The organism is Piscibacillus halophilus (assembly GCF_900110685.1).
Classification (GTDB): domain Bacteria; phylum Bacillota; class Bacilli; order Bacillales; family Alkalibacillaceae; genus Piscibacillus; species Piscibacillus halophilus.
Genome location: NZ_FOES01000027.1, coordinates 12831 through 35708 on the forward strand (window position 1 = coordinate 12831; position 22878 = coordinate 35708).

Annotated in this window: 24 protein-coding genes, 1 tRNA gene, 1 pseudogene and 1 riboswitch; of the genes and pseudogenes, 9 read left to right on the forward strand and 17 right to left on the reverse strand. The window is 37.3% G+C overall.

Features of this window, described 5'->3' with window-relative positions:
- The first annotated feature begins 95 nt into the window (after window positions 1-95).
- The 4 genes from BMY57_RS11125 to BMY57_RS11140 all read left to right on the forward strand — a co-directional run bounded on the left by BMY57_RS11125 (window position 96) and on the right by BMY57_RS11140 (window position 3078).
- Window positions 96-1598 (forward strand): SLC13 family permease, encoded by a 1503-nt coding sequence (locus BMY57_RS11125; protein WP_091774299.1) that lies wholly within the window; start codon window positions 96-98, stop codon window positions 1596-1598.
- Window positions 1599-1772: 174 nt separating this feature from the next.
- Window positions 1773-2246 (forward strand): DUF2975 domain-containing protein, encoded by a 474-nt coding sequence (locus tag BMY57_RS11130; protein ID WP_091774301.1) that lies wholly within the window; start codon window positions 1773-1775, stop codon window positions 2244-2246.
- Window positions 2247-2256: 10 nt separating this feature from the next.
- Window positions 2257-2475, forward strand: coding sequence for a helix-turn-helix domain-containing protein (locus tag BMY57_RS11135; protein ID WP_091774303.1), 219 nt, complete (start codon window positions 2257-2259; stop codon window positions 2473-2475).
- A 96-nt stretch (window positions 2476-2571) separates the two neighbouring features.
- A complete protein-coding gene (locus BMY57_RS11140; RefSeq protein WP_091774305.1) occupies window positions 2572-3078 on the forward strand; it encodes a hypothetical protein in 507 nt (168 codons plus the stop codon).
- Window positions 3079-3445: 367 nt separating this feature from the next.
- Here the strand turns inward: BMY57_RS11140 and BMY57_RS11145 are convergent, their stop codons facing one another.
- From BMY57_RS11145 to BMY57_RS11180, 8 genes are all read right to left on the reverse strand, one after another.
- Entirely contained in the window at window positions 3446-4834 is a 1389-nt protein-coding gene (locus tag BMY57_RS11145) for a hypothetical protein (protein WP_091774307.1), read from the reverse strand.
- 273 nt (window positions 4835-5107) lie between these two features.
- Window positions 5108-5848 carry an ABC transporter ATP-binding protein gene (locus tag BMY57_RS11150; RefSeq protein WP_091774309.1) on the reverse strand — a complete coding sequence of 247 codons (741 nt, stop codon included), beginning with the start codon at window positions 5846-5848 and terminating at the stop codon, window positions 5108-5110.
- The gene (locus BMY57_RS11155; protein WP_423809564.1) at window positions 5835-6614 is read right to left on the reverse strand and encodes an ABC transporter permease; all 780 of its coding nucleotides are present in this window, start codon (window positions 6612-6614) and stop codon (window positions 5835-5837) included. Before BMY57_RS11155 ends, BMY57_RS11150 begins: the two co-directional genes overlap by 14 nt.
- Window positions 6614-6904, reverse strand: a complete 291-nt coding sequence (locus BMY57_RS11160) for a thiamine-binding protein (protein ID WP_091774313.1) — start codon at window positions 6902-6904, stop codon at window positions 6614-6616. The genes BMY57_RS11155 and BMY57_RS11160 overlap by 1 nt, the downstream gene beginning before the upstream one ends.
- On the reverse strand, window positions 6905-7891 hold the full coding sequence (locus BMY57_RS11165) for an ABC transporter substrate-binding protein (protein WP_091774315.1): 987 nt from the start codon (window positions 7889-7891) through the stop codon (window positions 6905-6907).
- Window positions 7892-7991: 100 nt separating this feature from the next.
- Window positions 7992-8101, reverse strand: a riboswitch (TPP riboswitch).
- A 62-nt stretch (window positions 8102-8163) separates the two neighbouring features.
- Complete coding sequence (locus BMY57_RS11170; RefSeq protein WP_091774317.1) at window positions 8164-9486, reverse strand: S8 family peptidase; 1323 nt, start codon at window positions 9484-9486, stop codon at window positions 8164-8166.
- 143 nt (window positions 9487-9629) lie between these two features.
- Window positions 9630-9902, reverse strand: coding sequence for a DUF2277 domain-containing protein (locus BMY57_RS11175; RefSeq protein ID WP_091774319.1), 273 nt, complete (start codon window positions 9900-9902; stop codon window positions 9630-9632).
- Between the two features lie 220 nt (window positions 9903-10122).
- Window positions 10123-11241 carry an NAD(P)/FAD-dependent oxidoreductase gene (locus BMY57_RS11180; protein WP_091774321.1) on the reverse strand — a complete coding sequence of 373 codons (1119 nt, stop codon included), beginning with the start codon at window positions 11239-11241 and terminating at the stop codon, window positions 10123-10125.
- Window positions 11242-11358: 117 nt separating this feature from the next.
- Between BMY57_RS11180 and BMY57_RS11185 the strand changes: the two genes are divergently transcribed.
- On the forward strand, window positions 11359-11727 hold the full coding sequence (locus BMY57_RS11185; protein ID WP_091774323.1) for an SLAP domain-containing protein: 369 nt from the start codon (window positions 11359-11361) through the stop codon (window positions 11725-11727).
- On the opposite strand, the gene BMY57_RS11190 is transcribed toward BMY57_RS11185, so the two are convergent.
- From BMY57_RS11190 to BMY57_RS11205, 4 genes are all read right to left on the reverse strand, one after another.
- On the reverse strand, window positions 11720-12319 hold the full coding sequence (locus tag BMY57_RS11190) for a response regulator transcription factor (RefSeq protein WP_091774325.1): 600 nt from the start codon (window positions 12317-12319) through the stop codon (window positions 11720-11722). The genes BMY57_RS11185 and BMY57_RS11190 overlap by 8 nt on opposite strands.
- A complete protein-coding gene (locus BMY57_RS11195) occupies window positions 12312-13445 on the reverse strand; it encodes a sensor histidine kinase (RefSeq protein WP_091774327.1) in 1134 nt (377 codons plus the stop codon). Before BMY57_RS11195 ends, BMY57_RS11190 begins: the two co-directional genes overlap by 8 nt.
- A gap of 84 nt (window positions 13446-13529) precedes the next feature.
- Window positions 13530-14570: a Delta(5) desaturase DesA gene (gene desA / locus BMY57_RS11200; protein ID WP_091774329.1), complete on the reverse strand. Its 1041-nt coding sequence runs from the start codon at window positions 14568-14570 to the stop codon at window positions 13530-13532.
- A gap of 276 nt (window positions 14571-14846) precedes the next feature.
- Entirely contained in the window at window positions 14847-15920 is a 1074-nt protein-coding gene (locus BMY57_RS11205; RefSeq protein WP_091774331.1) for a M42 family metallopeptidase, read from the reverse strand.
- 125 nt (window positions 15921-16045) lie between these two features.
- Between BMY57_RS11205 and BMY57_RS11210 the strand changes: the two genes are divergently transcribed.
- Window positions 16046-16981 carry an acetamidase/formamidase family protein gene (locus BMY57_RS11210; RefSeq protein ID WP_091774333.1) on the forward strand — a complete coding sequence of 312 codons (936 nt, stop codon included), beginning with the start codon at window positions 16046-16048 and terminating at the stop codon, window positions 16979-16981.
- A gap of 55 nt (window positions 16982-17036) precedes the next feature.
- Here the strand turns inward: BMY57_RS11210 and BMY57_RS11215 are convergent, their stop codons facing one another.
- Window positions 17037-17588 (reverse strand): DUF3231 family protein, encoded by a 552-nt coding sequence (locus tag BMY57_RS11215; RefSeq protein WP_091774335.1) that lies wholly within the window; start codon window positions 17586-17588, stop codon window positions 17037-17039.
- Window positions 17589-17720: 132 nt separating this feature from the next.
- Window positions 17721-18914 (reverse strand): M14 family zinc carboxypeptidase, encoded by a 1194-nt coding sequence (locus BMY57_RS11220; protein WP_091774337.1) that lies wholly within the window; start codon window positions 18912-18914, stop codon window positions 17721-17723.
- A 180-nt stretch (window positions 18915-19094) separates the two neighbouring features.
- On the opposite strand from BMY57_RS11220, the gene BMY57_RS11225 reads away from it, so the two are divergent.
- The gene (locus BMY57_RS11225; RefSeq protein ID WP_091774339.1) at window positions 19095-19625 is read left to right on the forward strand and encodes a GNAT family N-acetyltransferase; all 531 of its coding nucleotides are present in this window, start codon (window positions 19095-19097) and stop codon (window positions 19623-19625) included.
- Between the two features lie 947 nt (window positions 19626-20572).
- Here the strand turns inward: BMY57_RS11225 and BMY57_RS11230 are convergent.
- Together BMY57_RS11230 and BMY57_RS11235 are read right to left on the reverse strand one after the other, a co-directional pair.
- A tRNA-Ala gene (locus BMY57_RS11230) sits at window positions 20573-20644 on the reverse strand.
- Between the two features lie 47 nt (window positions 20645-20691).
- Window positions 20692-20898 carry a hypothetical protein gene (locus BMY57_RS11235; protein WP_091774351.1) on the reverse strand — a complete coding sequence of 69 codons (207 nt, stop codon included), beginning with the start codon at window positions 20896-20898 and terminating at the stop codon, window positions 20692-20694.
- Between the two features lie 130 nt (window positions 20899-21028).
- On the opposite strand from BMY57_RS11235, the gene BMY57_RS11240 reads away from it, so the two are divergent.
- Complete coding sequence (locus BMY57_RS11240; protein WP_091774341.1) at window positions 21029-21481, forward strand: SRPBCC family protein; 453 nt, start codon at window positions 21029-21031, stop codon at window positions 21479-21481.
- Between the two features lie 6 nt (window positions 21482-21487).
- Window positions 21488-22531: an acyl-CoA dehydrogenase family protein gene (locus tag BMY57_RS11245; protein ID WP_091774343.1), complete on the forward strand. Its 1044-nt coding sequence runs from the start codon at window positions 21488-21490 to the stop codon at window positions 22529-22531.
- Between the two features lie 70 nt (window positions 22532-22601).
- Here the strand turns inward: BMY57_RS11245 and BMY57_RS16190 are convergent.
- Window positions 22602-22878, reverse strand: a pseudogene (locus tag BMY57_RS16190) (group II intron reverse transcriptase/maturase); the annotation flags it as partial.

Genomic DNA, 22878 nt, shown 5'->3' on the forward strand with positions numbered 1-22878 from the left:
CTCTTTTCACTTTTTCTTTAAGCATATCAAATATTTTTCAAAAAATACCACACAATTTCAGAAAATTTACAAAAAATTAAGCAAAGGAGTCTACTATGAAACAACATACTCATACTAAAGCTTATAATCGAAGACAAATTGTAGGATTAATACTAGGACCAACTCTATTTGTCATGACATTACTATTTCTATCATTTGAAGGGATGTCATCTGAAGCTCAAGCAATCCTAGCTAGTACATTATGGATTGCCACTTGGTGGGTCACGGAAGCGATCCCAATTGCTGCGACAGCCTTACTTCCGATTATTTTATTCCCACTAACAGGTGGACTGGATTTAGATGATACCACTTCTGCTTATGGAGACGATATTATATTCTTATTTATGGGTGGATTCATCATTGCATTAGCAATGGAACGTTGGAACTTACATAAACGAATTGCCCTTACGATTATTACAGTGGTCGGAACTAGTCTTAACCGTTTAATACTAGGTTTTATGATTGCGACTGCTTTTCTTTCCATGTGGATTTCCAATACTGCAACAGCTATGATGATGATTCCAATCGGTTCAGCGATTATTTATAAAATGAAAGAATCTGCTGAAACTAATTCAGGTGATGTCAGTCAAGATGAAACGAAACGTTTTTCAAAGGCACTCATGCTTTCAATAGCCTATAGTGCGAGTATTGGTGGTTTAGGAACATTAATCGGAACTCCACCGAATGCTTTATTTGCAGGTGTCGTTAACAACATATTTGATGTGACCATTTCGTTTGCAACGTGGATGTTATTTGGAGTACCTATTGTAATTATTATGTTAGCGGTCGCTTGGCTTTATCTCGTTAAAGTCGCATTTCCATTAGATATCGGTGAATTTCCTGGAGGTAATAAAGTTATACAAGACGAAAAACACGAAATAGGTCATATGGCCACAGAGGAAAAAATCGTACTTACCGTATTCTCATTAACGGCTGTTGCTTGGATCACACGCTCTTTTATTCTAGAAGATCTATTACCAGGAATTGATGATGCTGTCATAGCCATTACAGGAGCACTTGTCCTTTTCTTAATTCCAGCTAAAAATAAAAAAGGTGAGTTTATTATGGATTGGGAAACGTCTAAACGGTTACCATGGGGAATCCTAATCTTATTCGGTGGTGGGCTAGCCATTGCAGCTGGATTTAGTGAAACAGGATTGGCTCAATGGATTGGAGAACAATTAACAGGATTACAAGGATTAAACTTTGTCTTTATTGTCGCAATTATAACAGCGATCGTTATCCTATTAACTGAGATATCGTCAAACACTGCAACAGCAACCATGCTATTACCGATCATGGCATCTCTAGCTGCTGCTATTAACGTCCATCCATACAGTTTAATGATTGCAGGTGCTTTAGCAGCCTCATGCGCCTTCATGTTACCTGTTGCAACACCGCCAAACGCAGTCGTCTTTGGTTCAGGTTACTTACGAATCGAAGATATGGCTAAAGCAGGTATTTGGCTCAATGTCATGTCAATTATCATGATCACAGTGGCGATTTATTTACTATTACCGATTACGTTCGGCTTAGATTTATTCAATTATCCATTTTAAATGACAGGAACCATCTATACCAACCCCAGTTAAAGCTGGGGTTTTCTAATGCCCCATAATTCATCTATACGTATAAATTTTCGAAAATTACATATTAAAAAATAATAATATTTTATTGAATTACGATAAATAATGAATTATAATTAATAACACAATAACGAATGAGGTGATTTTATGAGAGGATCCACTCTCCTATTAAAAATTGCAGTGGTTATTATAGGAACTCCAGTTCTTGCTTTATGTATTTACGGTTTTTATATGCTATCTAATAATACATTAAATCCAGATTATGCTTTCATGCTGTATCCTATTTTAATGGGGATGTATATATCAGTCATACCGTTTTACATTGCATTGTATAAAGCTTTTAAACTTTTAAACTATATTGACAATAATAAAGCTTTCTCACAAATATCTGTTAATGCTTTAAAGAATATTAAATACTGCGCCATCACAATCAGTAGCCTGTATGTCGTTATACTGCCGTTCGTCTATCTCGTAGCTGAGAAAGACGACGCACCAGGACTCATCATAATTGGGATGATCCCGATTTTCGCTTCAATGGTCATCGCAGTATTTGCAGCTGTTCTTCAAAAGCTTTTACAAGAAGCCATAAATATTAAAACTGAAAATGATTTGACGGTCTGAGGTGAATAATATGGCTATAATCATAAATATTGATGTGATGCTGGCGAAAAGGAAAATGAGCGTAACTGAACTGTCAGAGAAAGTTGGAATTACAATGGCGAACCTTTCTATACTGAAAAACGGGAAGGCAAAAGCAATCAGACTTTCAACATTAGAAGCTATTTGTAAGGCTTTAGAGTGTCAACCTGGAGATTTATTAGAATATAAGAGTGATGAAGACAGTGAATGATAATGGATACTAATTTAAAATGTCGAATCAAGTAGTAAACTTTTACCTTAACAAAACAAAAATACTGATTCAATCCAAAATTGGAGGCTATCGTTTTTGTACAAAAATATTATGACAACATTCCTTCTTTGTGTTTTGATAATTGTAATTTTAGTAGGGTGTGACCCTTTAGAAAAGGATATAATGAACTTTTATCAAAGTACAGAGAGTATTGATCTTTCTCAAGAAAACATAAATTCTATTTCTATAAGTTCTAATAAAAACGATATATTAGAAGCTTTCGGTATACCTAATCAAGTTGAAGAAGTGGAAAATCCTAAATCTCAATATCTGATTTACGATGGTATAGAATTTGGGTTAATAGAAGAAAAAGTTAATCGTTACTACATCCAGGAAAATTATGAAACGACAAAAGGGATTGTAATTGGAGATTCTAAAGATCGAGTCATTAAAGAATATGGTCAGAATTATTATGAAAGAGTTGAAAGCAACATAGAAACGCTTGGATATTTTGATAAAGATCATATGATAAATATAGAATTTGGAATTCACGAAAATAAAGTGGTAGCAGTTATTGTTGAAAAAATTGATAAGAAAAGATAATGAGAAAGAGTCTGAGACAAAAATAATTATTATATAAAAGAAGGCGAATATTAGACTGTATTAAACATCCATGGTTCGCCTTCTTTATTGTAAGCTACGTCAAAATGCTTCGCTTTCCGCAGGCACGGCTTCAACTTCCCCAAACTCACTTCCGTTCGTTTGGCGTGATTTTCAGCTCGTGCTGTTCTGCGACGATCTGGATGATCTAGTGTCGGCGTTGGCCACAGGACGTGGCCGCTTTTAGCCGACCTGGAGTCTCGCATTTTGACTACGCTAACTTCATTTTCGTTCGTATTTTATTGACCTATTTATCTTTTGTCCCACACCCTTTTCTCATATGTCATTTCTATTGTACTATACTTTCAAATTAAGCCTGTTTTTGTATTTGAATATACATCTTTTGATATGCATCAGATTCATCTTTCATACCCAATTCTAAGTAAGTTTTGGACAACCATTTTAACGGTTTGGCCTCATCTGGTTTTAATTCAGACTCCATACTGAAGCATTCTAAAGCCTGCTTCCATTGCTTAAATTCATAATACAACTCACCTAGCGATTGCATATGGTCTAAATCCTCACTCATTTGATATATACGATCGAACTTTTCGATGACCTTTAACTCTCCACATACTTCCCTAAACGGTTCAAGCCATTTATGAATGGTGGATAACTCATGTTTCGTTAACAAATCACCTATATATTTATGCAATAGATTTTCTGCTAAATCATGTCGTTGCTTCAATACTTGGATCAGTAATATTTGCAACGATTCAATCGGAATATTTAGTTCGCTAGGAGTTTTTTCGGATAATGTTTGAGAAATTTGATCGAGATCTTGAGGAGATAACAAATGTTGATTTTGCTTTAAAAGCTGAGATACTTTATCTACTTGATTTGTTTCAAGGTATTTTGAAAATAAGTGTTCTTGTAAAGGGGAGTACGTCACATCTTGTGCCAGTTGTTCTAACACACTGATGGATTCATGCTCAGAGAAGTGTTGCTTTAAAGTGAACTGTAGGGATTCAAAGACATGTGGTTCAGGTGAAGCTTTTAACTGAAGGGAACGCCACATCACTAACTCTAACCAACGATGATCTATTTCCAATTGATTCGAAAGCTTTTCACCATATGTGTTTAGTTCATGGAACATTATTTTTTCAGATTCAATTAAGTCTTCTTGGAATAGTTCTTCAGTCCGGTCATAATACATTTTAGCGAAGTCTTTATAAATGAGGTCACTCGAAAGGGATTTGACTAGACTATGGTTAGGGGCAAAATCTTTCATAATTCGAATCAAGCGATACGCCGAAAATAATTGACCACCACGTCGATCTTCATAAAACATATCTTTTATCTCATTGAATAGTTGTTTTTTGGATATAAATGATTCGAAGAACGTTAAGATATAAGCTTTTTCTTGTTTTGAAAAATGCTGATTTAATTTACGAAGCAATTGTTTATTGTTGATGATTTTAGATGATGGATTAGATGTAGATAATAAATGAATAAATGGATGTGGAGCTTGGAAGGTTAGGCCGTTTTTAAAAGCCCGTTCAATTAAGGAGTGACGGCGAAGCTTGGTTACTTTTTTCGCTGTTAAAAATTCACTCTCATAATAAAACAGATAATATAATTCTTGTTTCTCACTTATGGCTTCAATAAATTGAGCACGGACATAGTTAGCCATGCGTAATGCTTTTAGTTTCAACGGATTATTCTTTTCATCACGAATGATTAATTGATTTTGGATCATAACAACCCTCCTATTTAATACTACTTTAACATAATTATATGCCTAAAAGCTAAAAAGAATTAATGACAAAAATGAAAATTACATAGGATAATATCCATTTATGTCAAATAATTAGGAGAATTTGCTTATCTGGTAGCAATTTATTAGAAAAGCTATTTGGAGAAGGAAACCCAATTGTCATGATTGGTTTAATTTCGATTGCACTTATAGTAAGTAACCTTCAGAGTCTATATAAAAGCTTACTTAAATAAAAAACTCGCACTAAGGCGAGCTTTAAACTTGAGCATGTCTCATTTCCTGATAAATCTCTTTCTTAAACTGCAAAAATTCATCCGATAATAATAGTTCTTCGCGTCTTGGTCTTTCAAACGGAACCTGAAATTCTTTTAAAACCGATGCTGGTCTTGGAGATAGAATGATGACTCGATCGGATAAAAATACCGCTTCCTCTATGTTATGTGTAACAAATAATATAGATCGCTTCGTTTGCTCCCACATATCTAGAAGCCATTTTTGCATATCGGTTCTAGTAAACTCATCCAAAGCAGAGAAGGGTTCATCTAATAAAATTAACGATTGCGGACTTAACACACTGCGAATAAATGAAACGCGTTGCTTCATACCGCCTGACAACTCATGAGGATAAGAGTTCTCATAAGATTTTAACCCGGCTCTATCAATCATTTGTAATGCTTTCTCACGGTCTTTCTTTCCTGTTAGCTCTTGACCTAATAACACATTATTAAGGATTGTTCGCCATGGAAGTAATGAAGGAGTTTGAGGAGTATAACTAATAGAGCCACGTTTCCCCTTAATACTTTCACCGTTTAATATCACATCACCTGAATTGGGAAGGATCATCCCACCAATGATGCCAAATAATGTACTCTTTCCACTCCCAGAGGGCCCAAGCAAAGATACGAATTCACCTTGATGGACTGAGAAGTTGAGCTGATCTAATACTTCATTTTCTCCAAATGATTTACTAATGTTTTGTATTTCAAGATGCGTCACTAGAACCACCCTCCCCAGATGAGCGCCAACGAATCGTCATCTTCTCCAACCAATTAATTAATAGAAAGAATAATAAACTAAGGGCAACAATAATGATAATGGCTACAAAGACACGATCTGTTCGATAAGATGAAGACGCTAACGTCATATAATATCCTATTCCACGACTTGCACCTAACCACTCTGAAATAACTGCACCCATGACACTATATGTGGCAGAAATTTTTAAACCTGAAAATAACGAGGGGAGTGCATGAGGCCATTCAAGCTTCCAAAACAATTGTTGGCGAGTTGCACCAGCCATCTGCATGTAATGCATGAGATCACGATCAGTTTGCCTAAACCCGTCCAATAAAGCAATCGCAATTGGAAAGAAGCAAACAAGGGTAATCACAATAATTTTAGGTAACATTCCAAAACCAAACCATACAACAAGTAATGGTGCCAACACGATGACAGGGATATTTTGCGATAAAATAATTAAAGGGTAAGTCGCCTGTCTTAAAAATGGTACTAAATGTAGTGCAATAGCCACCACAATACCTGTCCCACTTCCAATTAGAAAACCCACTATGATCAGCTGAATCGTTGCCCAAACATGATGTGAGTACCCCGGCCAATCTGTTATACCGACTTCAATGATCTGAGTCGGTGATGGTAATAGCCATGCCGGAATGTCAAACATAGATACAGATGTTTCCCAAACGATAAAGAGAAGGATGAGGACCAAAGCTGGTCTCCATCCTTGTTTCCATAATGCATTCATCATCGATATTTCTCCGTTAATTGATCCATGGTAATGCCTTCTGGGTGATAAGCAATTTTCACTTGCGAAATCACACTCGGGCTTCCAACCTCAATCATTTTTTTATTCATTTTTTCAACAACGGATAATAAATGTGATAAATCCCCTTCCAATGTTGTTTCTAAAGCATTGACTTGATAATTCACACCAGATTCTTCAATGACTTGGATCGCTTCATCAACGTAAGGAATCACATCTTCTCCATTTTTCGTTTTGGGTATGATTTGTATGCTTACAAGTGTAATAGCCAATCATGACTCCTCCCCAGGTAAGAATTCATTTGTAAAGGCTTTTTCAGCATCTAAGGGATCTTCCAACAAGTCATGTTCTAACATCCATTCAGCATAGTTTTCCCATACTTCAAGTTCCTGTATACCCCACTGCTCTGCATCATCTTGATATCTTGGTGATAACCAATCTTGACTAGCCTTCACTAATTCAGGGTCTAAGTCAGGCACCGCTTCAATTAAGATATCAGCAGCATCTTCAGGGTGATCAATTGCGAACTGATATCCTTTTGTAGCTGCATTCATAAATATTTGGACCGTTTCAGATTCATTTTCAATCATATCTTCACTAGTCGCGATGACTGGCGTATAGTAATCCAGCTTTTCACTGTAATCCGTTAAATAAATCATGTTAATAGGTGTTCCACGTAGCTCTGCTTCAATTCCTGTCCAACCATAATAAATCCAGGCGAAATCAACGTCTCGTTCAACGGCTGCAAAAAAGTCAGCATCACCGATATTCACAATTTCAACTTCTTCAACATTTGCATCTTCTTGTTGCATAATAGAAGAAAGAACCGCTTCTTCCAATGGTGCACCCCATCCTCCGTACTTTTTACCTTCAAAATCTTTTGGAGAGGTAATGTTTTTATCTTCAGGAGAAGCAAAACCAGATGTATTATGTTGAATGATAGCTGCGATAGAAACAATTGGAACATCTTGTACTCTTGCTTCTGTAATACCTTCTTGATAGCTGATTCCGAAATCGGCTTGTCCAGATGCAATTAACTGATCCGCCCCTGCTTCACCTGGCATAATGATTTCGACATCTAAGCCTTCTTCTTCAAAATACCCTTGATCTTGAGCGACATAAATACCTGTGTGATTCGTGTTTGGCGTCCAATCTAAGACAAATTGTATTTCTTCTAGCTCTTGGCTTTCCTCACCGTCATTCCCACCACAAGCGGTGAGCAATAAAATGATAAAGATAGCTCCTATAAATTTTTTCATGATGAATCCTCCTTATGTATATCATAACTAGATTAGTTGGGAGGATATTTTTAATAAAAAATACCCTAGGATAAGCCTAGGGTACACGAATGTCAACATTTGATAACAGCCTTGTGTTCCCTACGCTGGTGCTAGCCAGTTCAGGTTCTAAGGGTCAGTATCTTACGGATACAATCTCAACCAGCAACACTGGTCCCCCTACAACTTAAATCTAGTTATGATTTTATCATCATTAGTATGACAAAATGATATAGCAATTGCAACTATATTTTCTAGTTATCTTGCACAACGCGATCCACTTGAATTAATCCTGCACCATAGGTATTGGCATCACCAAAACCTTCTGCGTGTTCCATTAATTGTGCCTTAACTTCATCAGGTGTCCAATCTGGGTTATACTCCAGCATGAGAGCGACAACTCCAGCACATATAGGGGTTGCCATTGATGTCCCTGACATGGTTGTATAATATTCTCCTACTCTAGCAGCCTTTTGAATCTTATCAAAATATGAATTCGGAGCACGTAAAGATATAATATCAACACCAGGTGCGACAACATCTGGTTTCACTTCATTATAGATCGTTGGACCACGACTTGAGAATTCAGCAATGTCATCATCTTCATAATCCGCCGTTCCTCGATCGTCCATGGCTCCCACTGTAATCACTTTATCACTAATTCCTGGACTTGCGATGGTTTGATGATCTGGTCCTTCATTACCTGCCGCTACACATACGACCATTCCTGCATCCCAAGCTGCCTCAACGACTTGGACCATAGGGTCGTCATCCTCAGTTGGATAGGAGCTATTGGCTGGGCTTCCAAGAGACATCGATATCACATCAATATTAAATTCTTCCTGATGTTCAATGCACCATTGAACCCCTTCCATGACTGTCGATAGCGACCCAGAACCCATTTTATCTAAAACCTTAACACCTATTACATTAGCTTTTGGAGCAGGTGCTTGATATTGACCATCTGACATCGCACCATCCCCTGCTACATCACCTGCACAATGAGTACCATGTCCGTTATCATCATAAGCCTCTTCTTGACCATCTACGAAATCTACAAAACCCACTATACGTCCCTCTAAATCAGCATGAGGATAAATTCCTGTATCGATAACCGCTACATTGACACCTTTCCCTGTTAATTCAGTACCATTTCTAACTAAATCGTCAGCTCCTACAGTCGGTGTTGCAACATCAAGAAGTGCCTTTACCTCTCGATCGGCAAAAACTTTTTTTACGTGTTTACATTGATCTAAAACATCGACAATTGCATCTGGTGTTAGCTTAGCAGAACAACACCCTACAGTAGATAAACTCTTTTCAAATCGGCAACCAAAATGACGATCGGTGATTTTGTGTATATTATTCATTTCATTGTCAAGATCACAATTATTTTGATCAAATTGAATGACCACTTTGTATCGTTTTGTTTTCTTAAAAAGCTTTTCTATATATTTGTGTAAAAAACAAGGCGTATATTTAAGTGGCTGATACATGTGAATTAATTCATCTCGTAACATTCGATCCAGTTTACGAGCATGATGCCTAACGGATTGAATCATAGAATATTGAAACATACTCTCACCTCTTTATATTAGATTCCTTACTAATCTATTAAAATGGTGAGAGTTCGCCACGGTTAGTGTACCAAGTCTAATAGAAGAAAAGAGCTATCGCCTGCTTAATTACCATATTCAACTAAACTGCAACGATAGTTCAATTAGTATGTTCCAAATCTCTTAGCTGCTCTCATACGGGCACGCTCAGCTTCTACCTCTCGGTTACGAGGCTCCGCTTTTGTCTCCAACGTATTCAATAATTCCCTAGTGACGTTAGCTATTTCATTAATCGCTTGATTAAATGCCTCTTCGTTAATCTTCGAAGGTTTATTAAAGCCTGTAATCTTTCTGACATACTGAAGAGATGCAGCATATATCTCTTCATTGGTAGCTGGTGGATCAAAATTATATAATCTTTTAATGTTTCTACACATAAGATCACTCCTTTTTTGTTTAGTATTTCTTCATAAATAACCACATTTTCGATATATCTTCTAATAAAATACTAGCATAATATTTCAAACTAAATTCAGATTTATACAAAAATACCGAGCTCGCGCCATAAAAAAAGACCACAAATTGAATGACAATTTGGTAGTCTTTTTAAGTTACAAATATTATGTTTGTTAATAGATAAGGGAGCCTGTTAAAAGTTTATATAGCTTCAATCGCATGATTCACATCGTAATCTTCGATGTTGAGTTCCATTGTTTTCCCAAGAGTGAGTCTGGCTAGCTCAGCCCCTAAATACGGGCCACTAGTTAATCCTGATGCACCTAATCCATTTGCCACCCATAAGTTTTTAAAATGTGGGACAGGACCTATCATCGGAAGGAAACCTGGTGTATATGGTCTAAACCCTACTCTTGTTTCCACAATCGAACTATTATCTAAACCTGGGGCGATTTCTAATGCCTTGCCTAGGATCTCATGAATGGCCCCTGTCGTGTTTCGATAATCAAATTCTACTTCATCAGTTCGGGTTGCCCCTACGACCATTCGTCCATCACCGAACGACAATAGATAAGCATTATTCGGTGGCATAATCACAGGCCATTTGCTTGTATCTATTCCTGGAATATTTAAGTGAATAATTTGAGCACGCTGGTGCGTTACCTTGAATGTTAAACCGAGTGGGGTTAACAGCTGCTTCGACCAGGCACCACTCGTATCCACGATTTTGTCTGCATGAATTGTTTTACCATTCACCTCAACACCTACTACCTCATTTGAATCAGTAAATAGATTAGCTGACCCATTCAGGACGTTGGCTCCATTTTTCTTAGCTGCATTTAATAAAGAATCGCGCATAGCTCGACCATCTACCCGCGCGCCTCCACTAACGTAAACAGCACCGTAACCATCAGCTAATAGAGGAAAGTACTCTTGCGCTTCGCTTGAAGACAACAACTCAATATCTCCAATTTCTGGCGCGTCTTCTCGACGTTTTTTGGCTCGTTCGACCATTTTTTCTAGTTTCGTTTGGTCAGTATGTAAACTAAGTGTTCCGACTTTTTTATAACCTACATCTGTTTCACCATCATCAGTTAAAGCTTCAACGAGTTCAGGGTAATAACGAGCTCCACCCTTCACCATCCGATACCAAGCTTTATTACGACGTTGAGATAGCCATGGACAAACAATGCCTGCTGCGGCGTCAGTTGCTTGCCCTAAATCTTTACGGTCAATTAAAGTTACATCTTCCCCAGCTTTTGCTAAATGATAAGCCGTAGAAGCCCCTAGGATACCGCCACCTATAATTATGATTGACATATGATTCACTCCAACTGTTCATTCAACTCCATCGTTATTATAGTATACCAAGCTTTAGGTTCAAACCTTTATCCATTATAATGATATCAAATAGAGTTTCCTTTTGGAGGGTGACGCATGCAACAACTTCAATTTGAAGAAAAATGGGACAAGACCTTATCAGAACAAGACAGACGTAAAATTGAAGAAGTTTTTGACGAAACAAAGGACCATAATGAACTGGACTTCGAGCCTGTTACATTATGGCATGCAAATAATCATAAAAATGAATTGTTAGTTACTGTACTCTTACACAACCGAGCAACAGAAACGAAATCATTTGAAAACGTACACGTTGTATACAAAACTCTAGACGAACCCATAGCAGAACACGACTTCAATGTTCCTCGATTAAACATTCCACCTAATACGAGTATGCCTTGGACGTTTATTTTCCCTAATGTAAAAGTGGATGATCCAACCTTAGGAATACTCTTATTTACTTAAGCCAACCTTTTTCTTTAATTTTCGATACAGCCTCCACACGGTTCGAGACTTCCAACTTATCAAAGATAACAGAGATATAGTTTCGAACCGTTCCATACGTTAAAAAAAGCTTCTGAGCGATTTCTTTCGTACTCAAGCCTTCAGCAATTAATTTAATAACCTCTGTTTCACGTTCGGTTAAAGGATTAGGTTCTTCAAACGCAAGGTCGATTAATTCTGGTGCATAAACTTTTTTTCCTTTCAAAATCGAACGAATGGAATCTGCGAGTTCTTCACTTGGACTATCTTTTAACAAATACCCACTCACCTGAGCTTTTCTCGCTCGTTCAAAATAACCTGATCGTGCAAAAGTGGTTAAAATGATCGTTTTACAAGGGGCATCTTTCAATTCCTCTGCGGCATCTAGTCCGCTTTTGACAGGCATTTCAATATCCATAATACAAATATCAGGATTCAACTGCCTAACTAGTTGTACTACTTCTTCCCCATTTGACGCTTGCCCAACGACTTCCATATCATCTTCTAAATCGAGGAGTGATCCTAATGCTCCGAGTAACATTTGTTGATCTTCTGCAATGACTATTTTAATCATTTAGCTTCCTCCCTTTTGACTGTGCCACATTCGGAATTTTTATCTCTATTTTGGTTCCATCTTGTGAGCTTAACTTAAATTCACCATTCACAAACTCTAAACGTTCAGTGATTCCCCTTAATCCGTGCCCTTTAGATTGACGGGATTGATTCATTCCAACTCCATTATCCTGAATGACCAAATTTACACCATCGGAAGATTCTTCTATATTAATCAAACATTGACTCGCCTCACTATGTTTGACAACATTCGTGACGGCTTCTTTCAAACACATGCTTAACACATCTTCAACTAATGCTGGTGACTGAGTTAACTGTTGATCACCTTCTATGACAATTTCAATTCCAGCTGCATCTAATAGTTGCTTGACATGTTGAATCTCCTCATCTAACTTCGCTCCGCGCATATCCGAAAGCATATCTCGCACTTCTTTCAATGCCGTTCTGGCCGTTTTATGAATATCGGTAATCTCACTTTTAGCTTTTAACGAATCACGGTCAATGAGCCTTTTCGCTAAGTCACTTTTTAACCCGATTAATGATAGCTTTTGACCTAACGTATCGTGTAAGTCACGAGCAATACGCTGCCGTTCTTCATATATTAAAAGCTGTGAAATTTTTTCATTCGCATCGACCAATTGAGCTTCTAATTTCTGCCGTTTTAAACGGTTATATGTATTGATCGGTAATAAAATAACCCCTAAGATCGCAATGACGATAAACGGTAACTGATATTGAAATAGCTCCTCTTGGGTTAAAACACTGAAACCAGCTGCCGCAATCGTTGTTACAATATGAACGACGTAAAGGGTAATAAACCCACCTTTATGCTTCACGTTTCCAATAAAAAACGCTAAAAACAAGGCAAAGTATACATATCCGTAAACTAATGACATTCCAATACTGATTAACATCATGATGGATACGCAAACATATAATAACCATCCATTTTGTAAAAACGATAAACGATAGGCAGCAAAAAAGATTAATATCAGAATCGTTCCTATAATGCTCTCAAGCAGAGAGGTTGATCGAAATATAAAATAAAATGGCAACAAACTAAAAATGATCCAAGCATATATACTTAAACTAATATTCTTCGGAAAAATATTATACCAATTCTGCATATAATGAATGTCCTTTCTTAACGATTGCTCTCATTATACCAAAGAAAAAGCCTTCAATTAAAAACTGAAGGCTTTTCAAGTCGTTTATACACTTTCTTTATGCTTTAAAGAGATATTTTGAGTTGATTGATTTAATAATGGCTTAACCTCTTTAAAACTTACGAATTTTTTCTCATCTTCATCAAATAACCTAAATCGAATTGATTTTAAGCTTGATTTCATGGTAATCGTAGTCGCTTGTTGCAATGGTGGTGTTGTTTCATGTACATCTTCTAAATAATAGTTAGGAACTTTTGGACTTAAATGGTGCACATGGTGATAACCAATGTTACCCGTAATCCATTGTAAAACGCGTGGAAGTTTATAATAAGAACTTCCATCAATGGCCGCTTTGACATAGTCCCAATCTTCTTCATCTTCAAAGTAAGAGTCTTCGAATTGGTGCTGCACATAAAATAACCAAATTCCTAAGCTCCCGGAGACAAACATAATCGGAAGGTGAACTAATAAAAAGCTTTGCCAACCAACGAGTAGGATTAGAATAGCCGAAAGTGCAACAATGGATACATTCGTTAAATACGTGTTACGAATTTCTTTTTTCTTTGCGTCTTTACGATTCATTCGATTGGACACTAAGAATAAGTAAAGTGGTCCTAACACGAACATCACAAACGGATTCCGATAGAGACGATACTGAAGACGTTCAAGTTTTGACGCTTTGACATATTCTTTCACCGTCATGATCCATACATCACCTGTACCTCGCTTATCTAAATTACTACTTGTGGCATGGTGAATTGAGTGCTCACGCTTCCATTTCTCATAAGGAAACATTGTGATGATCCCGGTGATTGTTCCAATAAAATGGTTCAGTTTTCTATTTTTAAAGAATGAGCCATGACAACAATCATGGAAAATAATAAATGTTCTTACGACAAACCCTGCTGCTACCACTGAACAAGCCAATGATAACCAAATGGAAACGGATAGAGATGCGTAAGCTAAAAACCATAAAATAAACACGGGTGGTATCGTATTAATCATTTGCCAAACACTTGCTTTTGTATCTGATTGCTCAAATTGTTTTATACTCTTTTTTAGTTGTGCTAATTTTGAATGTCCCATTATTAGCCTCCTTGAAACCAATCTTTAATACCTAGTCTTAATTTTAAATAAACAATCACATTGACAGAAGTCATGAACGTCAACAGTTTTTACTTACATTTGTCATATTGACATGCGAGGTATTTATATTGTTTCAAGGGAATGGCGACTTATTAGCGTTTAAAGCAAGTCATGGCAAACATCAATACAAGATAGTGACATTTGTCATAGGTTAGAAGAAATTATTACCAACACTGTTATAAACTTGGTACCTTTCGTATTGAGTCTCTACAACAATTAAATAAAATCCAAATTCCCCCACTGGCCGTTTTCTTCTACTAATGCTTTTAATAGCCTAAAACCTTGTTCAAAGTCATTTAAATCAGCGACTTCGACTGGAGAATGAGAATAACGTCTAGGAATCGTAATGGCACCAGCTAGGATTCCCTCTCGTTCTAAATGAACCGCTGATACATCGGTTGTTGCCCCGGGTAAAACGGCTAGCTGATAAGGAATATCTTCACGCTCAGCATAGTCGATAATTAATTTTTTCATTTGTGGAGCCATAATATTTCCTCTAATTGAACTACCTGCAAGGGCAGGAATAATTGGACCTTTGCTAATTCCTAGTGGGATCGATCCTACACTATCTGGAGTGTCTGCACACGGAATCGTATCTAATACGATCGCATAATCCGGGTTTATTTTATAGGTCGCCACTTTTGCTCCTCTTAGGCCAACCTCTTCTTGTACTGTTACAACTCCAACGATCGTGCCTTTAAAATTCCGATGTTGGAGCGATTTAAATAATTCAATTAATAAAACACAACAACTTCGGTTGTCGATCGCTTTACCGCATATCAGATCTTCATTTGTAAATTGATCCATGTCACTTATGTATGTAATAGGGTCCCCTATTTGAATGCCCATCTTCAGTACTTCATCCTTAGATTTTGCTCCAACGTCCACATAAAGCTCATGAATGGAAGGCTGGCGTTTTCTCTCTTCAGGGGTTTGAAGATGACCAGCTTTTACTCCTATTACTCCAAAGTGTCCATTCACATTAACTTTACGACCGACAAGTAACGACTCAAGAACTCCACCCGTTTTTTCTATACGCAAAAATCCGTGATCATCTATATTTTGAACGATACAGCCAATTTCATCTGAATGTGCTGACACCATCGTCGTTGGACCAGGGTCTTGACCTTGTATATAAGCATATACATTACCCATTTGATCGACTTCTACTTGATCTGATAATGGTTCAAATGCAGAACGTAGAGCCTCAACAACTTTCATTTCTTGTCCTGGAGTCCCCTGAATAATAGCCAATTCTTTTAGTTGATTTAAAAAAATATTTTTCTCCATCTGTCTCCTCCTATTTGTTTGAATATTTTTATTAATTTTGACATAATTATTTTTACTAGACAATAGAAACACTTTAATAGATTACAAGAATAAAGAACACAATCTTAGAGATGGAGTGAAGGAATATGATTCATAAATTAGACTTAAAATCGGAGAATCTCCATAGAACTTTTGATCACTCTTATAAACCGATCTTAACCATTGAATCAGGAGACACCGTTCAATTAACCACTCCAGACATTCAATGGGGTTACTCCAAAGAAAAAGGTGAACCGAAGATTAAATTCGATTCAAGAGAGAAAGAAGATGTTAATGGACATCCCATCATTGGTCCAATTCAAGTCAAAGGGGCAAAAAAAGGAATGGTCCTAGAAGCTCGAATAAACGACTTAATTCCCGGTTGGTATGGTACCAATTGGGCAGGTGGCTTTAAAAGCTGGCAAAATGATCAGCTCGGCTTGACGAATAAAGATAAAGTCCAGCTAGATTGGGAACTAGATATAAGCACCATGACGGGCACTACCAAAATCGGTGACAGAGAATTACATATTGGCCTTCAACCTTTTATGGGATTGATGGGTGTAGCCCCTGCTGAGCCTGGAGTCCATATAACAGCTCCACCTCGTTACTGCGGAGGAAATATAGACTGTAAAGAACTCGTCAGGGGAAGTAGTCTCTTTTTACCGATTGCGGTTGATGGTGCATTATTCTCTGTAGGGGACGGCCATGCTGCGCAAGGAGACGGAGAAGTGTCAGGAACAGCGATCGAAGCTCCAATGGATTTAGTTGACATTACTTTAAAAGTCCATGATGACATGAACTTGACCATGCCTCGCGCGTGGACACCAGCAGGCTGGGTAACGTTCGGATTTGATGAAGACTTAAATGAAGCAACCGCTACTTCACTAGATGAAATGATTCAACTGATTCAAAAGTTATACGATGTCAAGAAAACAGAAGCGACTGCACTAGCCAGCACTGTTGTCGACCTTAGAATCACACAAGTCGTGAATGGATCAAAAGGGGCTCATGCCGTGTTACCACACGGGGCCATCCGTTAAAGCTATATACTATACTTAAAAACCAACTCTAGCATGATGAATTGGTTTTTTATGTTCAATTTGGTGAACCTGGTGGATAGTAATACGGTGGGACTTTAATCCAACCACGTTTTCGCATGAGAGTTTTTAATGTTGTTCCAAACGTCACCCATTCCGAAAAAAACTGAAGCCACATCATTCCGATGTCCCCTCTTATTGAGTCAGCTTGTGCTTTAGCACATTCCCTCATACATGCTACTAACTTAAAAGCAATTCCGTTTACGATTTCATCATCAGTCAGCTTAACTCCTAAAGGAATATCATTGGGTTCTGAAGTTGGTTTTGATGATGTTACGTCTGGTAATGGTATGCCCTCATTTTTCATAAATTGGCCTAACCTTTGTACTTGTCCTTCACAAATCTTTACTACATCATTAAGCATCTCTTTGACCTCATCATCTACGGTGGTGTTTAAGCCAATCTCCTCATAACGAATAAACTCTTCCATCATCGTCATATATTTCCAACAATCACCAACTTCTATCACATGTAAGGGAGACTTGGGTTCTTCTACATTATCTACAGTTTGTTTTAAATAATTCCAAACCGCTTCAAAAGGGTTAGACAATTGTTTCACCTCCTATACATATCATGCCTTTTGATAACTAAATAATGTAAAAAATTCACAACTTGATAAAATAAAGGTACCTTTTCCAACAAAAAAATTCCTGAAAGGAAAACCTTTCAGGAATTTTCTCTATTATCGTTCAGTAGCCGGGATTTCATCATATAAACTAGGGTCGATATCGTAAACGGATTGATCAGCTACACTTTCAATGATACCGTACAGGCCAGTTTCTACAGCTTTAACTAATTGACCTTTTTTCTTTTGACCGAAATTTTGGGTTTGCCCGGTTACTTCAAATAGCACAGACCCACTACCATTTAAAGCAAATGAACCTAGCGCAGTTCCAGGAAGATCTAAGTCCTGAGGATATAGTGAAATATGATTAAATATAGAGTTCCCAACATCTTGTAAGGCGTCATATGCTGCCACGTTTAACTGTTTTGCGAACTCGCCATCATAAACATCTTGGTACTCACTATATTTTTCACCTTCATCTGTGTTAGGGTCTGGGACAAAGACACCAGATAGAGAAAGTGTAACTTCATCTTCTGTTCCCTCGACATAATACTGACCTTGGTGGTGAAGATCAATAAACACATCAACATTTCCAAACTCTTCTTGCGCTTCTTTATAAATATCTCTCACCGTTTGTGCTTCAGGTGTAATAAACCAACCTGGGCTAGCAGAATTTCCTGGAAAATCACTAGCTTGTGGCTCGTAATTTAGGTCTGGATTAAAATCACGATTAACATCAAATCCAGGGTTTGAAGCATAATCCCAATATTCATTTACATAAGTATAATAATTCCAAGATGGTGATGCTTCTTCTAATTGCGGAAACTCTTGAACCACTTCATCCCAAGATAATTCATTCCCTCTACGGTTAGCTTCTGACGCATCAGGGTTCATCATCGGAACCGCAATGATGGTGAGCTCTTCACGTAATTGTTGATATTTTGGGGAATTATTCGTCGCAATTTGTTTAAGCATATTCACCAATGCGACCGTTCCAGTTTTTTCATTACCGTGAATCTCACTTTGAATCATCACTACTTTGTCACCATGACCAACTGTCGCTTTATAAATCTCTAACCCTTGGTTCGAATAACCAGCTACTTCAAGGTCTAATTCTCCATGACTAGTCTGCTCAATTTGCTGAAGCTTTTGTGATAACTCATCATGATCCACAAAACCTGAAACCGAATAAATCTGCTGATCAGGCGTTCCCGGTGACATATCCGCTGAAGCAGCAGACGGCATTAACAAACTTGCCCCTACCAACACAGAACTACATAGCCATACAAAACGTTTACGCTTTTTCGACATAGAATCCCTCCTCAATATTTTGTTTTAACCTATTCTGAAATTTGTCGAAAAACTCCTTCAATTTTCCGAATATTGAAACATTAGTCGGATACAAATAAGAAATTTGATTTATTATGGAAAGTTTTTCATCTAATCGGTTTAGCTTATGGTATATTAATTAAAAAGATCGGAGGGTTTCTAATGGATCTAAATTTATCAACTAATCGCCTACACCTTAGACCTTTCACCATTGATGATGCTCCAAGAGTATATGAACTAGCAAGTGATCGCGCAATATACGAAACAACCCTAAACATTCCCCAACCCTACACTCTCGATACCGCGAAAGATTGGATTAACCGACATCATGAATTAATAGATAAAGGCGAAATCTACCCTTTCGCGATTATATTAAAAGATCAAAACCTATTAATAGGTGCGATGTCGATTAGAGTAGATCGACAACATAAACGAGGAGAACTAGCCTATTGGGTAGGTAAAAGCTACTGGAGCCAAGGCTACGCCACAGAAGCCGCCGAACGAGTCACTCATTTTGCGCAAAATGAACTTCTTATTCACAAAGTTTGGGCACAAGCCCTAACCATCAACCCAGCCTCGTCCAAAGTCATGATTAAACTAGGCATGGAAAAAGAAGGTACACTAGCGGAACACTACTATAAAGATGGAAAGTTTTTGGATGTAGATGTGTACGGGAAAGTTTTTAAGAAGTAAAAGTCTCTATCGGCATGTTTATCGATCCTATAGACATGTTTTTTAAATCTATGGTCACGTTTTTTGATTCTATCGACACGTTTTCTGAATCTATGGACATGTTTTTGGATTTTATCGACACGTTTTCTGATTCTATAGGCATGTTTTGAATTTCTATCGGTATGTTTCCTGAATCTATAGGGGTATTATGAGATCCTATAGGTGAATTTCGAGATCCTATAGGGGTATTTTCTAAATCTATGAGGGTATTTCACTTTAGATGAGGAATACAAGTATATTAACCAGAGTAGAATTTATTTGGAAGTGTAGTAATCAGCTTCAAAACTTATTAAGGAATCCTATTCACTAACTCTCGAATGTAATCTATTGTTAATTTTAAAAGATAACAAATTATGCTTATAAATATAGTTAGTAGTATAAACATAATAAAAGTATTCAAATTGAAGTATACCTTGTTTGAACTCATTGATAATAATGAGGAAGAGATGTGTACGATATATTCTTCTTCCACAGTTGCTGGTTTTTTTGAAAATGCATCTCTTAGAGATTCACGATAAGTTTTCAAATACGATAAATTATAGAAAATCCCAAATATCCAATAAAATATAATTATAGTAAGGGAATAAAAATATACATTTTTAGATAGAATTATTGATTGTGAGAATGAATACCAAAGGTAAACTAGAATAATACCGATAACAATAAGGACATAAACAAAAATGATTGCTGGGTTCCCATTTCCTGAGCCATACCAGGATCAGGTGTCATCATATCGCTAGAAAAAATAAAACTGCACTAACTAATATTAAACTTACTGTTATGATTATTTTATTTTTCAATTTATCACCTTATCTATGAGTTCTTATAAATCTATCTATTATGAGAAATGTGCTTATACCTGGCACTTCAACAACGAAACCCCTTGTATCCCAAGGGGTTTCACCAAATGGAGCATGCCGGACTCGAACCGGCGACCTCTTCACTGCCAGTGAAGCGTTCTCCCACTGAACTAATGCCCCTTACCAAACATCATTATACCAAAATCTTGGTATTTAAAAAATAGATTTTAATCTTCAATAAACCTAGCTACGTTTGCGTTACATTGCTTACACTTGCCTTCTAGTAAAATACCAAGGTTATCGTTTCTAACACTATAATCTACAATCGTTGTTTCCCCACATGAAAAGCAAAATACATTGGAAATTAAATTCTTTTGTAAATCCTTTGGAAGACTTCTCCATTTCTTTTCGGCGTCAAAATCTGATACATTCAACATTCTAGCCCCCCATCTTGTTTAAGTGTAACACAGCTCATCAAAAATTAAATTCCACCACCCAGTTTTTTCTATCTTACTTAATAGTTTATAATATTATTTAGAAAATGGTTAGGGAAAGGAACAAAAGATGCCAACGATTAAATATGACATTTTAATAGATGCGCCAATTGAATACGTTTTTGATTTAACTAGAGATGTAGATGTTCATATGCAAACGACGGCCAACACTGGGGAACAAGCCATTGCGGGTGTCACCCATGGTTTAATGGAAAAAGGCGACACGGTGACTTGGAAAGCTAAGCATCTAGGTGTCAAGCAGACATTAACTGCTAAAATTATAGAAATGAACCGCCCTTATTATTTTAAAGACATAATGATTAAAGGAGCATTTCATTCGTTTACTCATACTCATGAGTTTATCGAAACCGATCAAGGGACTTTAATGAAAGATGTATTTCAGTATCAATCTCCTTTAGGCTTCATCGGTGTATTGGCTGATCAACTTTTTCTAGAAAAATACATGCAACGATTTATTGAGAGACGTGCCATTGAACTCAAAAAGATTGCTGAAATGAGGTGAAAGAAAATGTTCGACTCTAAAACCGTTGATTTAATCAGATCTTACTCTAACAAAATTGAAACATTAGGAGAACTACCAAAAGAAGTACTCGACGTCATTTACGACAAAAAGCTATTTAAGTTATATGTACCAGAAGAATTGGGTGGCAATATGGTGTCCTTCCCAGAGGCGATTAAAGCATTTGAAGACGCGGCGTGGGTGGATGGAAGCTTTGGATGGCTCGTTCAAATTGGGTCTGGTGCTGGTTTTTTCGTTACCACGATGGAACTTGAGTGGGCGAGGGAAGTGTTTAGTCAGCATCATGTATACATAGCTGGAAGTGACCGTGCTTCGGGAGTTGCAAAAAAAGTTGATGGCGGTTTTATCGTCAGTGGCGAGTGGAAATTTTGTAGCGGTTCAAAAAATGCGACCGTTTTTACCGCCAATGCTCAAATAAAAAATGAAGGAATGACACGTGCATTCACATTTACACCTGACCAAGTTGACATTATAGAAGATTGGGATGCATTTGGCTTAAAGGGAACCAATAGTCACACAATCCGAGTGGAAGAAGCTTTTGTACCTGATTATAAAACGTTCGATGTGTTAAAACCTCACTTCCATTTTGATGACCCGATTTATCATTATCCGTTCCTCCCTTTTGCCGCGGCGAATATCGCAGCTACAACAATCGGTATTGCAAGGCACTTTTTTGAGGAAGCAAAAGCTCATGTCCAGCAAAAGAAAGAGCTTTGGAATCAATATGAACCCGGACGCTTCGATCAAGTAATGGGGAAAATTAATAAGATGGAGCAACCTTTTATTGATGAAGTGGAAAAATTCCATCAAGCTATTGAACGTTCTTGGAACAAACATGTAAATGGTCAACCTATTTCTGAGGATGATTTAATCGATATTCAAGACCTTTGTAAGTCGGTTGCTGAGCATGCTGTTCACGGGGCCCAAGTCATTTTTCGTTACCTTGGTATGGCAGCGATCATGGAAAGCTCGCACTTAAACCGAATCTATCGTGATCTCCTTACCGCTTCACAGCACAAATTATTAATCTAAATCGAGTAGGAGGAGGTGATTAACCTCCGACCTCTCACACCACCGTACGTACGGTTCCGTATACGGCGGTTCAATAGTTTGAGTGTGCTTTCTCGAGAAGTTGGTTCAAGTCTTTTAGACCAGCTTTCTCGAGAATTTTATTGTTAATAGCTCTGTGAAGTATATGGCTACATGCTATGCACCAATATCCCTTCCTTGTATTAGCCCATTCCCAAGCTTTTTGTTTTGGTATTTTAAGCTGAACAAGACTTTTATATCTTGTTTTAACCTTTTTCCATCGCTTCCAAATAATTTGTCTAATCCTACGTCTAACCCATTGGTTAATGCTTCGGATATATCCTTTCATT

What these genes read in the sequence shown, in the direction of transcription:
- BMY57_RS11125 (WP_091774299.1), top strand. Translation starts at nt 96, where the DNA reads ATGAAACAACATACTCATACTAAAGCTTATAATCGAAGACAAATTGTA.
- BMY57_RS11130 (WP_091774301.1), top strand. Translation starts at nt 1,773, where the DNA reads ATGAGAGGATCCACTCTCCTATTAAAAATTGCAGTGGTTATTATAGGA.
- BMY57_RS11135 (WP_091774303.1), top strand. Translation starts at nt 2,257, where the DNA reads ATGGCTATAATCATAAATATTGATGTGATGCTGGCGAAAAGGAAAATG.
- BMY57_RS11145 (WP_091774307.1), bottom strand. Translation starts at nt 4,834, where the DNA reads ATGATCCAAAATCAATTAATCATTCGTGATGAAAAGAATAATCCGTTG.
- BMY57_RS11155 (WP_423809564.1), bottom strand. Translation starts at nt 6,614, where the DNA reads ATGAATGCATTATGGAAACAAGGATGGAGACCAGCTTTGGTCCTCATC.
- BMY57_RS11165 (WP_091774315.1), bottom strand. Translation starts at nt 7,891, where the DNA reads ATGAAAAAATTTATAGGAGCTATCTTTATCATTTTATTGCTCACCGCT.
- BMY57_RS11170 (WP_091774317.1), bottom strand. Translation starts at nt 9,486, where the DNA reads ATGTTTCAATATTCTATGATTCAATCCGTTAGGCATCATGCTCGTAAA.
- BMY57_RS11175 (WP_091774319.1), bottom strand. Translation starts at nt 9,902, where the DNA reads ATGTGTAGAAACATTAAAAGATTATATAATTTTGATCCACCAGCTACC.
- BMY57_RS11180 (WP_091774321.1), bottom strand. Translation starts at nt 11,241, where the DNA reads ATGTCAATCATAATTATAGGTGGCGGTATCCTAGGGGCTTCTACGGCT.
- BMY57_RS11185 (WP_091774323.1), top strand. Translation starts at nt 11,359, where the DNA reads ATGCAACAACTTCAATTTGAAGAAAAATGGGACAAGACCTTATCAGAA.
- BMY57_RS11190 (WP_091774325.1), bottom strand. Translation starts at nt 12,319, where the DNA reads ATGATTAAAATAGTCATTGCAGAAGATCAACAAATGTTACTCGGAGCA.
- BMY57_RS11195 (WP_091774327.1), bottom strand. Translation starts at nt 13,445, where the DNA reads ATGCAGAATTGGTATAATATTTTTCCGAAGAATATTAGTTTAAGTATA.
- desA (WP_091774329.1), bottom strand. Translation starts at nt 14,570, where the DNA reads ATGGGACATTCAAAATTAGCACAACTAAAAAAGAGTATAAAACAATTT.
- BMY57_RS11205 (WP_091774331.1), bottom strand. Translation starts at nt 15,920, where the DNA reads ATGGAGAAAAATATTTTTTTAAATCAACTAAAAGAATTGGCTATTATT.
- BMY57_RS11210 (WP_091774333.1), top strand. Translation starts at nt 16,046, where the DNA reads ATGATTCATAAATTAGACTTAAAATCGGAGAATCTCCATAGAACTTTT.
- BMY57_RS11220 (WP_091774337.1), bottom strand. Translation starts at nt 18,914, where the DNA reads ATGTCGAAAAAGCGTAAACGTTTTGTATGGCTATGTAGTTCTGTGTTG.
- BMY57_RS11225 (WP_091774339.1), top strand. Translation starts at nt 19,095, where the DNA reads ATGGATCTAAATTTATCAACTAATCGCCTACACCTTAGACCTTTCACC.
- BMY57_RS11240 (WP_091774341.1), top strand. Translation starts at nt 21,029, where the DNA reads ATGCCAACGATTAAATATGACATTTTAATAGATGCGCCAATTGAATAC.
- BMY57_RS11245 (WP_091774343.1), top strand. Translation starts at nt 21,488, where the DNA reads ATGTTCGACTCTAAAACCGTTGATTTAATCAGATCTTACTCTAACAAA.